Source organism: Mycobacterium sp. ACS4054 (assembly GCF_001667275.1).
Classification (GTDB): domain Bacteria; phylum Actinomycetota; class Actinomycetes; order Mycobacteriales; family Mycobacteriaceae; genus Mycobacterium.
The window spans coordinates 244,794-256,986 of record NZ_LZHV01000041.1 but is presented as its reverse complement, the minus strand read 5'-3'; the positions used below and the strand labels follow the sequence as shown (position 1 = coordinate 256,986).

Sequence of the window (12,193 nt, the reverse complement as noted above, 5' to 3'; positions counted from 1 at the left end):
CCAGAGAAATAGCAACCGAGAAGGGATCAGCCCATGTTTGAAACACCGCTTACGGTCGTCGGACACATCGTCACCAACCCCGAACGCCGACAGGTGGGCAGCCAGGAGGTGATCAAGTTCCGCGTCGCCAGCAATTCCCGGCGGCGCACGGCCGACGGCGGCTGGGAGCCGGGTAACTCGCTGTTCATCAACGTCAACTGCTGGGGCAAGTTGGTCACCGGCGTCGGCGCCGCGTTGGGCAAGGGGGCACCGGTGATCGTGGTGGGCCACGTGTACACCAGCGAGTACGAGGACCGCGACGGCAACCGCCGCTCGTCCCTGGAAATGCGGGCCACTTCCGTCGGGCCGGATGTGTCCCGCGCGATCGTGCGCATCGAGCGGCCGGGCTACACCGGTCCGGCCCCCGCCGACCCCGCCACACCGGCCGCGGAGCCCGCCGGCAGCGGCGGTGCGGACGCCGACGGCGACGGCGGCGCCGAGTCCGCCGACACCGGACCGCTGCCGATGTCGGCTTAGCTGCGGAATCCGGGCCCGCGGGCGATGCCTAGGATGGTCGCGAGAACTCTCTCAAAAACCAGAAAGGCATGACCGCGGCATGGCTGAGTTCATCTACACGATGAAAAAGGTCCGCAAGGCGCACGGCGACAAGGTGATCCTGGACGACGTCACGTTGAGCTTCTACCCGGGAGCCAAGATCGGTGTCGTCGGGCCCAACGGCGCCGGCAAGTCGAGCGTCTTGCGGATCATGGCCGGGCTGGACAAGCCGAACAACGGCGAAGCCTTCCTGGCCAACGACGCCACGGTCGGCATCCTGCAGCAGGAGCCGCCGCTGAACGAGGAGAAGACCGTTCGCGGCAACGTGGAAGAGGGTCTGGGCGAGATCAAGGTCAAGCTGGACCGCTTCAACGAGGTCGCCGAGTTGATGGCTACCGACTACTCCGACGAGTTGATGGAGGAAATGGGCCGGCTGCAGGAGGAGCTCGACCACGCCGACGCGTGGGACCTCGACTCGCAGCTCGAGCAGGCCATGGACGCCCTGCGCTGCCCGCCGCCGGACGAGCCGGTGACGAACCTGTCCGGCGGCGAGCGGCGCCGGGTGGCGCTGTGCAAGCTGCTGCTGGCCAAGCCCGACCTGTTGCTGCTCGACGAGCCGACCAACCACCTGGACGCCGAAAGCGTGCAGTGGCTCGAACAGCACCTGGCCGCATACCCGGGCGCGGTGTTGGCCGTGACCCACGACCGGTACTTCCTGGACAACGTCGCCCAGTGGATCCTCGAGCTCGACCGCGGCCGCGCCTACCCCTACGAGGGCAACTACTCGACCTACCTGGAAAAGAAGGCCGAGCGGTTGTCGGTGCAGGGCCGCAAGGACGCCAAGCTGCAGAAGCGGCTGACCGAGGAGCTGGCCTGGGTGCGGCAGGGGGCCAAGGCGCGCCAGGCGAAGAACAAGGCCCGCCTGCAGCGCTACGAGGAGATGGCCGCCGAGGCGGAGAAGACGCGCAAGCTCGACTTCGAGGAGATCCAGATCCCGGTCGGGCCGCGGCTGGGCAACGTGGTGGTCGAGGTCTCGCATCTCGACAAGGGCTACGACGGGCGCACCCTGATCAAGGACCTGTCCTTCACCCTGCCCCGCAACGGCATCGTGGGCGTCATCGGCCCCAACGGCGTCGGCAAAACCACGCTGTTCAAGACCATCGTCGGGCTCGAGCAGCCGGACAGCGGGACCGTCAAGGTGGGCGAGACCGTCAAGCTCAGCTACGTGGACCAGTCCCGCGCCGGCATCGATCCCAAGAAGACCGTGTGGGAGGTCGTCTCGGACGGCCTCGACTACATCGAGGTCGGCCAGAATGAGATCCCGTCGCGCGCCTACGTTTCGGCCTTCGGGTTCAAGGGGCCCGACCAGCAGAAGCCGGCCGGCGTGCTGTCCGGCGGCGAGCGCAACCGGCTGAACCTGGCGCTCACGCTGAAAGAGGGCGGAAACCTGATCCTGCTCGACGAGCCGACCAACGACCTGGACGTCGAGACGCTGGGTTCGCTGGAGAATGCCTTGGAGAAATTCCCCGGCTGCGCGGTGGTGATCTCCCACGATCGCTGGTTCCTGGACCGCACCTGCACCCACATCCTGGCCTGGGAGGGCGACGAGGACAACGAGGCCAAGTGGTTCTGGTTCGAGGGCAACTTCGGTGCCTACGAGGAGAACAAGGTCGAACGGCTCGGCGTCGACGCGGCGCGACCGCACAGAGTGACCCACCGGAAGCTCACGCGCGACTAGTGTCAGCTGCGCTGCCCCTCGACGGCGATGCGGCGGCACGGCGGCACAGGAGCGGGCGGTTGAGCACAGTGGCAATGGTCGCGAGTTGGGAGCCATCGGCATGACGATCGATCCCGGAGCCAAGCAGGCCCTGCAGCCGTGGACCACATTCACCCAGCAGCAGGACATCCCGGACTGGATCGCGAAGGCCTACATCGAGAGTTATCGCGGTCCGCACGGCGACCAGCCGGGAGCCGCCGAATCCGGTCCGATCGACCTGACCGTTCCGGCCGCCATCGTGACTCCCGCCATGCTGGGCGCCCACTATCGGCTCGGGCAGCACCGTCCCGCCGGTGAAAGCCGCGTCGCGGTCTACCCCCCGGACGACCCGACCGGAATCGGGCCCGCGATGCAAGTCGTCACCGACCACGGCGGCATGCTGCTGGACTCCGTCACGGTGCTGCTGCACCGGCTCGGTGTGCCCTACACGGCCATCATGACGCCCGTGTTCGAGGTGCACCGCAACCCGAGCGGCGACCTGGTCACCGTCGAACCGAAGCCGCCCGGGGCCCCGCAATACCTGGGGGAGGCGTGGATACACGTGCAGCTGCTGCCGTCCGTCGACGGCAAGGGCCTCGCCGAGGTCCAACGGCTGCTGCCCAAGGTCCTCTCGGACGTGCAGCAGGTCGCCAGCGACGCGGGCGTGTTGATCGCCACCCTGAGCGGGCTGGCCGCCGACGTCGAAACCAACGAGCACGGCCACTTCTCGGCCCCCGACCGTGACGACGTCGCGGCGCTGCTGCGCTGGCTGGGCAACGGGAATTTCTTGCTGCTGGGCTACCAGCGCTGCCGCGTGCACGAGGGTCTGGTCTCCGGTGACGGGTCACCCGGCCTGGGTGTCCTGCGCACCCGCACCGGTTCCCGCCCCCGGCTGACCGACGACGACAAGATGCTGGTGCTGGCGCAATCGGTCGTCGGCAGCTATCTGCGCTACGGCGCCTACCCGTACGCCATCGCCGTTCGCGAGAACGTCGGCGGCGACGACGGCATCGTCGAGCACCGCTTCGTCGGGTTGTTCACTGTCGCCGCCATGAACGCCGACGTCCTGGAGATCCCGACGGTCTCCACCCGGGTGCGCGACGCGCTCACCATGGCCGACAGCGACCCGATCCACCCCGGCCAGCTTCTGCTCGACGTAATCCAAACCGTCCCGCGCTCCGAACTTTTCACGCTGAGCGCCGAGCGGCTGCTGGCGATGGCCAAAGCGGTGGTGGATCTGGGATCCCAACGGCGGGCGCTGTTGTTCCTGCGCGCCGACCGGCTCCAATACTTCGTCTCCTGCCTGGTCTATCTGCCACGCGACCGCTACACCACACAGGTGCGGTTGCAGATCGAGGACATCCTGGTCCGCGAGTTCGGCGGCACGCGACTGGAATTCACCGCCCGCGTCAGCGAATCACCGTGGGCCCTCATGCATTTCATGGTCCGGCTGCCCGAAGAGGCGGCGCCCGTGGACGTCTCGGAGGAGAACAGGGTCCGCATCCAGGGGATGCTGAGCGAGGCGGCGCGAACCTGGACCGACCGGTTGATCGGCGCCGCCGCGGACCGGTCCGTCGAGCACGCCGAGGTCGAGCACTACGCGACCGCGTTCTCCGAGGCCTACAAACAGTCCGTCAGCCCCGTCGACGCCATCGAGCACATCGGCATCATCAAAGAGCTGCAAGATAATTCGGTCAAGCTGTTGTTCTCCGAACGCGGCGAGGACGGGGCGGCCCAGCTGACCTGGTTCCTGGGTGGGCGCACCGCCTCGCTGAGCCAGCTGCTGCCAATGCTGCAGAGCATGGGCGTCGTGGTCCTCGAGGAGCGGCCCTTCACCGTGACCCGCCCGGACGGGCTGCCGGTGTGGATCTACCAGTTCAAGATCTCGCCGCACCCAACAATCAAGCCGGCGACCACGGCCGCCGAGCGCGACGCGACCGCGCAACGGTTTGCCGACGCGGTCACCGCCATCTGGCAGGGCCGCGTGGAGATCGACCGGTTCAACGAGCTGGTCATGCGCGCGCGGCTGAGCTGGCAACAGGTCGTGCTGCTGCGCGCCTACGCAAAATACCTGCGGCAGGCTGGTTTTCCCTACAGCCAGTCCCACATCGAAGCGGTGCTCAACGAGCACCCCTCGACCGTGCGGTCGCTGGTCACGCTGTTCGAAGCGCTCTTCGATCCCAAGGCTTCCATTTCCGCGGGATCGCCGACCAGTCGCGACGCGCAGGCGGCCGCCGCTGCGGTCGCCGCCGACATCGACGCGGTCGTGGGTCTGGACACCGACCGCATCCTGCGCGCGTTCGCTTCCCTGGTCCAGGCCACGTTGCGCACCAATTACTTCGTCACGCGCGAGGGTTCGGCGCGTGCGCGAAACGTGTTGGCCCTCAAGCTGGATGCCCAACTCATCGACGAGCTGCCGCTGCCACGCCCCAAGTACGAGATCTTCGTGTACTCGCCCCGCGTGGAAGGCGTCCACTTGCGCTTCGGCCCGGTGGCGCGCGGCGGCCTGCGCTGGTCCGACCGCCGCGACGACTTCCGCACCGAGATCCTCGGCCTGGTGAAGGCGCAGGCGGTGAAGAACGCGGTCATCGTCCCGGTCGGGGCCAAGGGCGGCTTCGTGGTCAAGCGCCCACCGCTGGCGACCGGCGATCCGGCGGAGGACCGCGATGCCACCCGCGCCGAAGGTGTGGCCTGCTATCAACTCTTCATCTCCGGGCTGCTCGACGTCACCGACAACGTCGACCACGCCACCAAGAAGGTCAGCCCGCCGCCCGAGGTGATCCGCCGGGACGGCGACGACGCCTACCTGGTGGTGGCCGCCGACAAGGGCACCGCCACCTTCTCCGACATCGCCAACGACGTCGCGAAGTCCTACGGGTTCTGGCTGGGCGACGCGTTCGCGTCCGGCGGATCGGTGGGCTACGACCACAAGGCGATGGGGATCACCGCCCGGGGGGCGTGGGAGGCCGTCAAACGCCACTTCCGGGAGATGGACGTCGACACCCAGGCCGAGGACTTCACCGTGGTGGGCGTCGGCGACATGAGCGGCGATGTGTTCGGCAACGGCATGCTGCTGTCCAAGCACATCAGGCTGATCGCCGCCTTCGATCACCGGCACATCTTCATCGACCCCGACCCCGACGCCGCGTCGTCGTGGGAGGAACGCCGGCGCATGTTCGACCTGCCGCGGTCCAGCTGGGACGACTACGACAAATCGTTGATCAGCGAGGGCGGCGGGGTGTACAGCCGCGAGCACAAGTCCATCCCGGTCAGCCCGCAGGTGCGCGACGCGCTGGGCATCGACGGCGAGGTCACCGAAATGACCCCGCCGAACCTGATCAAGGCGATCCTGCAGGCGCCGGTCGACCTGCTGTTCAACGGCGGCATCGGCACCTACATCAAGGCCGAATCCGAGTCCGACGCCGACGTGGGCGATCGCGCCAACGACCCGGTGCGGGTGAACGCAAGTCAGGTGCGCGCCAAGGTGATCGGCGAAGGCGGAAACCTGGGGGTGACCGCGCTGGGCCGCGTCGAGTTCGACCTGTCGGGCGGGCGGATCAACACCGACGCGATGGACAACTCCGCCGGGGTGGACTGTTCTGACCACGAGGTCAACATCAAGATCCTGATCGACTCGCTGGTCACCGCCGGCCGGGTCGATCGCGACGAGCGCAAGCCGCTGCTGGAGTCGATGACCGACGAGGTCGCCCAACTCGTGCTCACCGACAACGAGGATCAGAACGACCTGATCGGCACCAGCCGCGCCAATGCGGCCAGCCTGTTGCCGGTGCACGGCAGGCAGATTCAATACCTGGTCGACGAGCGGGGGCTCAACCGCGAACTGGAAGCGCTGCCGTCGGAAAAGGAGATCGACCGGCGGTGCGAGGCCGGCATCGGTCTCACGTCGCCCGAGCTGTGCACGCTGATGGCGCACGTCAAACTCGGGCTCAAAGAGCAGATGCTGAACACCGAACTGACCGAGCAGGATGTGTTCGCTTCCCGGCTGCCCCAATACTTTCCGACACCGCTGCGCGAACGGTTCACCCCCGAGATCCGCGGTCACCAGTTGCGCCGTGAGATCGTCACCACGATGCTCATCAACGATCTGGTCGACACCGCCGGCATCAGCTACGCGTTCCGGATCACCGAAGATGTCGGCGTCGGCCCGGTCGACGCGGTGCGGACCTACGTCGCCACCGACGCCATCTTCAGCGTCGGGGAGATCTGGCGGCGCATCCGGGCGGCGAATCTGCCTGTCGCGCTGTCGGATCGGCTCACGCTGGACACCCGGCGGCTGATCGACCGCGCCGGCCGCTGGCTGCTCAACTACCGTCCACAGCCGCTGGCCGTCGGCGCCGAGATCAACCGGTTCGCCGCCAAGGTCAAGGACCTGACCCCCCGGATGTCGGAGTGGCTGCGCGGCGACGACAAGGCGATCGTCGAGAAGGAGGCCGCCGAGTTCTCCTCGCAGGGTGCACCGAAAGACCTGGCGTACATGATCGCCGCCGGCCTGTACCGCTTCAGCCTGCTGGACATCATCGACATCGCCGACATCAACGACATCGACGCCGCCGAGGTGGCCGACACCTATTTCGCCCTGATGGACCGGCTGGGCACCGACGGCCTGCTGACGGCGGTGTCCGAACTGCCCCGCAACGACCGCTGGCATTCCCTGGCGCGCTTGGCGATTCGCGACGACATCTACGCCTCGCTGCGGTCGCTGTGCTTCGACGTGCTCGCCGTGGGGGAGCCCGACGAAAGCGGCGAGGAGAAGATCGCGGAATGGGAACACCTGTCCGCATCAAGGGTGGAGCGGGCGCGCCGCACGCTGGTGGAGATCCAGGAAAGCGGGGAAAAGGACCTCGCGACGTTGTCGGTGGCCGCGCGTCAGATCCGGCGCATGACCCGCACGAGCGGAAGAGGATCGTCGAGTTGAGCGTCGGCTTCGTAGCCCCCGTACCGGTCCGCTGGTCGGACATCGACATGTATCAGCACGTCAACCACGCCACGATGGTCACGATCCTCGAGGAGGCGCGCGTCCAATTCCTGCGCGAGGCGTTCGAGGTCGACATCTTGACCATCGGGTTGCTGATCGCCGAAGTCAAAGTGACCTACAAAGGTCAGCTGCGGCTGGTTGATTCGCCGCTGCAGGTGACGATGTGGACCAAGCGGTTGCGGGCGGTCGACTTCACGCTGGGCTACGAGGTGCGCTCGGTGTCCGCGGACCCGGAATCCAAGCCCGCCGTCATCGCCGAGTCGCAACTGGCCGCCGTCCATATCGAGGAGGAGCGGCTGGTTCGGCTCTCCCCACACCATCGGGAGTATTTGCAGCGGTGGATCCGGTAGTTGACCGCGGACTCTGGTTGGGGCCACGCGACCCGGCCGCCCAGCGCAGGGACCTGACCGCGTTCGTCGATTACGCGATGCGTCTCGACGACGCCGCGGTGATTCGGCTCCGCGCGCGCCCGCCCGGGTTGCTGACGGCCTGGGTGGCAACGGGTTTCGACGTTCTGGCCAGCCGGGTGGTGGCCGGCGAGGTGCGGCCCGAGGATCTGTCGGTGGGCGCGGACGCCCTGGCGCGCGGCCTGTCGGCGATGGACGACGCGGGCTTCGTCGATCCCGGCTTCGCGATGGACTCCGCGTGGCGGGGTGCCCTGCCGCCGGACTCCGGCTTCACCCACCTCGAGGACATCCCCGCCCGGGTGGTACTCGACCTGGCGCAGCGCGGCGCGCGCCTCGCCAAGGAGCACGGCAGTTCGCACGGTCCGCCCGTCTCGCTACTCGACCAGGAAGTCATCCAGGTGAGCTCCGCCGATGCCAGCGTGGGCCTGCCCATGCGGTGCGTGTTCGCGTTGACCGCAATGGGCTTCCTGCCGCAGTCACCGGATGCCGTCGGGGCGGACGAAATGATCCGGGTGCGGATCCTGCCGACCTGGTTGCGGATCGACGCCCGGTTCGGCTCGGTGTATCGCCGCCGCGGCGACCCGCTGTTGCTGAGCTGACGGACTTCTAAATCTCGGTGAGCCAAATGGCGGGCATCCCGGGCTTCTTCGTCAGGTGCCGTAGACCATCCACAGCGGCAGGACCGCGTCCAGGTGGTCCATGAACTTCTTCAGGCCGACGCGGAATTGCCCATAGCCGTAGGGGTCCTCGGCGTACTCGGGGAAGGCGATGCCCAGCCCGAACAGACCGGGCGCCAGGATACCGTTCATCCGGTTGTACTCCAGCGGGCCCCACTGCGGCGTCTCGGGCAGCTGCCGCCGTTCGAAACCGACGGTGTAGACAACGTGGTCGCACTCGGCGAGTTTCTCGTCGAATTCCGGGGCGGAAACCCAGCACCTCTCCAGCTTGTCCGGATGGACCCCGTCGATGTTCTCGCGGGCCCACGCGGCGGCCCGCCCCTTGAGGCCGGTGTCGTCGAACAAGATCCAATCATCCAGGTAGACGGCGTATTTCAGTGGGCTGCGGTAGAAGTTGATCACGCGGTCGACCGGAAGCCGCAGCAGGTGCGGCAGCGCGATCATCGACGAGTGCGACGAACCGAAGACCGCGACCGTCGCCCCTTCGAGCGGCACCTCGGCGAGCTTGTCGGCGTCGAGTGCTACCTCGACCGGAATCTCGTCGAGGGGGTAGTCGAGGCCCTTGGGTACCGCGCCGACGGCGAGGATAACGTTGTCGGAGGTCAATTCCGTGTCCCGCGTTTCGATCCACCACCGCCGTCGCCGCAGGGCCAAGTTGGTGGCCGTCGTCTGGAAAACATGCACGCGTTCGCGCAGGTGCTCGGTGACCCACACCAACGGGTCGGCGACCAGGGCGAGCGCACACGTCTCCTCCGGATCGACCTCGGCCAGGGGGAATGGGGGTGCCTGCGAGAACCGAAACGCCGCAGCGCCATTCAGGAAACTCATGAAGGTCCCGGCAATGGTGTTGCTGGACACCGACCGCCATTTGCCGCCCAAGTCTCCCGCGGCGAAGGCGGGATCGATCCAGGCGATCTTGTCCGGCGGTACGCCTCGATCGAGCAGCCGGCCCACCGCGGCCATTCCCGCGGGTCCGGCTCCGATGACTGTCCACGCGTAGGTCGCCATGTACTAGGTATAGAGGAGCGACCGCGAAATCCGCTCAGGCGATGGCGGCGAACATCAGCGCGGTGCCCGCGGCGGTGACCGTCTGGGTCACGATCTGCGCGTGGGTCAGCCGAACGGCGCGCGGCATCAGGTTCGTCCACCGTCCGGCCGCCCAGCGGTAGGCCCAGTAGATCGCCACCGCGGCGAACCCCAGGGCCGCGGCCCAGTTCACGACGGTGACCCAGCCCGGTATGGCCGTCGGCATGTGCTGGTGCGGCGCGGGCGCGGCCATGTCCATCGCGGGGCCGCCCGAGTGAGCGGACCCGCCCGACAGGCTGCCGTTCATCGCGCCGTACATCCACGCCATCGCCGCCATCATCACGGCGTAGTAGTAGTTCGTCAGCCGGCCGTCGACCGCCCAGCGCGGGTGGCCGGCCATGCCGAAGAACCAGGCGCCACCGAGCAGGAAACCCGACGTTGCGGCGGCGGTCGGAAAGGTCATTCCCACACCCCAGGCCATGAAGATCATCGCGGCGGACATGGCCAGGTGGAGCAACTGGCTGACGACGCCGGTCCAGCAGCGGCGTTGGGCGACAAGGAAATACGCGTACGCCGCGAGGCTGACGGCGAAGAGCGCGGTCACCACCCACCGCAACGTGTTATCCACCACCCCACCTTTCGCCGGTGCGCTCGATCTCGGTCATGGCACACGACAGTACCCCCACGGGGTATCCGACTCGCGAGCGACACCCCGGAAGGCGCGCGAAACCGACTGCTCCGCCGGATCTTTGAGCGCTCAGGCCAGCCAGGCCGCGGCGTCCGGCGCGAGTTTGCCGTCGACCAGCGGTGCGCTGGCCACGATGAGCTCCCCCGGTGGCAGTGGGATCGGTCGGCGGCCGGCGTTCAGTGCGCAGACACCGCCGCCGCCGCGGCGCCGGAAGGTCAGCGCATCGCGGGGCGCGGTCAGCCATTCGATTTGCTCACCGTCGAATTCGGTGCGCTCCTTGCGCACCTTGATGAGGTGGGCGAAGAACGCGAAGGTCGATTCGGGGTCCGCGATCTGCCTCTCGACAGTCAGCGCGGCCCATTCCTTCGGCATCGGCAGCCACGTGTCGGGTGAGGACGAAAAGCCGAACGGGGGAGCGTCGCCCGACCACGGCATCGGGACGCGGCACCGGTCGCGGCCGCGTTCGGTGTGCCCGGAGCGTTCCCACGTCGGGTCCTGCAGCACGTCGTCGGGCAACTCCACGTCGGGCAGCCCCAGCTCCTCGCCGTTGTAGATGAACACCGCGCCCGGCAGCGCCAGCATCACCATCGCCATCGCCCGTGCCCGCCGCAGCCCGACCTCGCCGCCGCCGTAGCGGGTGACCTCCCGTCCCACGTCGTGATTGGACAATGTCCAAGTGGGCGTGGCGTTTTCGAGTGCCGTGGCCGCCAGCGAGTTGTCGATCGCGTCGTGGACTTGGGTGGCGTCGAAGTCGATCTTCGTCAGCCGGAAGTTGAAGCCGAGATGCAGTTCGTCGGGGCGCAGGTACTCGGCCCACCGGGCGTTGTCCATCACCCACACCTCGCCGATGGTCACCGCCCCCGGGTAGTCGTCGACGATCGTGCGGATGCCGCGATGGATCTCATGCACGCTCGGATGGTTGAAGCGGGGGTCGTCGTCGCTGTGGCTGAGAACTTTGATGTCGTCCGTCGCGTCGGGCAGGTCGGACGGCTTGGCCATCCCGTGCGCCACGTCGATCCGGAAACCGTCGACGCCGCGTTCCAGCCAGAAGCGCAGTGTCTTCTCGAAGTCGTCGAAGATGTCCGGGTGCTCCCAGTTGAGATCGGGTTGCTCGGCATCGAACAGATGCAGGTACCACTGGCCCGGGTTGCCGTCGGGTTCGACGATCCGCGTCCACGCCGGCCCGCCGAACACCGACGTCCAGTTGTTCGGCGGCAGCTCGCCCTGCGCGCCGCGGCCGTCGCGGAAGAAGTAGCGCTCGCGGGCGTCGGTGCCCGGACCGGCCGCCAGTGCGGCCTGAAACCACGGGTGCGCCGAGCTGCTGTGGTTGGGCACCACGTCCATCGTGATCTTGATGCCACGGGCGTGGGCGGCCGCCACCAGTCGCTCGAACGCCGCCATCCCACCGAACAGCGGGTCGATGTCGCGCGGATCGGCGACGTCGTAGCCGTGGTCGGCCATCGGCGACACGGTGACCGGGTTGAGCCAGATCGCGTCGACGCCCAGCCGTTCCAGATGCTCCAGCCGGGCCGTCAGACCGTCCAGGTCGCCGACGCCGTCGCCGGTGCTGTCGGCGAACGACCGTGGGTACACCTGATAAAACACCGCGCTTGACCACCACGGCTTGGAGTCCATTCCACCCCGCTCAGTTTCGTGGGCCGACATCACAAGGCTGCGTTGACCAGCGAGTGGGCAGCCATTTCCAGGTAATCGAGCAACTGGCGTCGGTGCTCGTCGTCCAGGGTTGCGGAGTCGATCGAGCCGACCGCGATGTGCATGCAGCGCAGCCAGGCGTCGCGCTCGATGGGGGTGATCCGGAAGGGCATGTGACGCATCCGCAACCGGGGATGACCCCGCCGGTCGGAGTAGGTGCGCGGGCCGCCCCAGTACTGCTCGAGGAACATCCGCAACCGTTCCTCGGCGCCCGCCAGGTCGTCCTCGGGGTACAGCTGGCGCAGGATCTCGTCCTCGGCGACCAGCGCGTAGAAGCGGGACACGATCGCGTGAAAGGTGTCGGCACCGCCGACGGCGTCATAGAAGGACTGTGGCTCGGAATCCATTGCCTCCATTGTGGTCCATCGCGGCCGCGTCCGGCTGAGCCGGGCCGAC

9 protein-coding genes are annotated in these 12,193 nt (G+C 67.7%); 5 read left to right on the top strand and 4 right to left on the bottom strand.

The annotated features are described in order from the left end of the window. Nucleotides 1-33: 33 nt before the first annotated feature. The 5 genes from A5730_RS10065 to A5730_RS10045 all read left to right on the top strand — a co-directional run bounded on the left by A5730_RS10065 (nt 34) and on the right by A5730_RS10045 (nt 8,292). The gene (locus A5730_RS10065) at nt 34-516 is read left to right on the top strand and encodes a single-stranded DNA-binding protein (protein ID WP_067898999.1); all 483 of its coding nucleotides are present in this window, start codon (nt 34-36) and stop codon (nt 514-516) included. Nucleotides 517-595: 79 nt separating this feature from the next. Further along, nucleotides 596-2,272 carry an energy-dependent translational throttle protein EttA gene (ettA, locus tag A5730_RS10060; RefSeq protein ID WP_067898995.1) on the top strand — a complete coding sequence of 559 codons (1,677 nt, stop codon included), beginning with the start codon at nt 596-598 and terminating at the stop codon, nt 2,270-2,272. A 100-nt stretch (nt 2,273-2,372) separates the two neighbouring features. Then, nucleotides 2,373-7,226 (top strand): NAD-glutamate dehydrogenase, encoded by a 4,854-nt coding sequence (locus tag A5730_RS10055; RefSeq protein ID WP_067898992.1) that lies wholly within the window; start codon nt 2,373-2,375, stop codon nt 7,224-7,226. Beyond that, nucleotides 7,223-7,636, top strand: coding sequence for a thioesterase family protein (locus A5730_RS10050; protein ID WP_055400158.1), 414 nt, complete (start codon nt 7,223-7,225; stop codon nt 7,634-7,636). The genes A5730_RS10055 and A5730_RS10050 overlap by 4 nt, the downstream gene beginning before the upstream one ends. Further along, a complete protein-coding gene (locus A5730_RS10045; RefSeq protein ID WP_067898988.1) occupies nt 7,624-8,292 on the top strand; it encodes a hypothetical protein in 669 nt (222 codons plus the stop codon). The genes A5730_RS10050 and A5730_RS10045 overlap by 13 nt, the downstream gene beginning before the upstream one ends. 51 nt (nt 8,293-8,343) lie before the next feature. On the opposite strand, the gene A5730_RS10040 is transcribed toward A5730_RS10045, so the two are convergent. The 4 genes from A5730_RS10040 to A5730_RS10025 form a co-directional block, all read right to left on the bottom strand. After that, a complete protein-coding gene (locus A5730_RS10040; RefSeq protein WP_067898985.1) occupies nt 8,344-9,378 on the bottom strand; it encodes an FAD/NAD(P)-binding protein in 1,035 nt (344 codons plus the stop codon). Nucleotides 9,379-9,412: 34 nt separating this feature from the next. After that, the gene (locus A5730_RS10035) at nt 9,413-10,024 is read right to left on the bottom strand and encodes a DUF5134 domain-containing protein (RefSeq protein WP_156745749.1); all 612 of its coding nucleotides are present in this window, start codon (nt 10,022-10,024) and stop codon (nt 9,413-9,415) included. A 129-nt stretch (nt 10,025-10,153) separates the two neighbouring features. Beyond that, nucleotides 10,154-11,749, bottom strand: coding sequence for a glycoside hydrolase family 13 protein (locus A5730_RS10030; RefSeq protein ID WP_156745748.1), 1,596 nt, complete (start codon nt 11,747-11,749; stop codon nt 10,154-10,156). Beyond that, nucleotides 11,749-12,144, bottom strand: coding sequence for a globin (locus tag A5730_RS10025; RefSeq protein WP_055400194.1), 396 nt, complete (start codon nt 12,142-12,144; stop codon nt 11,749-11,751). The genes A5730_RS10030 and A5730_RS10025 overlap by 1 nt, the downstream gene beginning before the upstream one ends. Nucleotides 12,145-12,193: the final 49 nt, after the last annotated feature.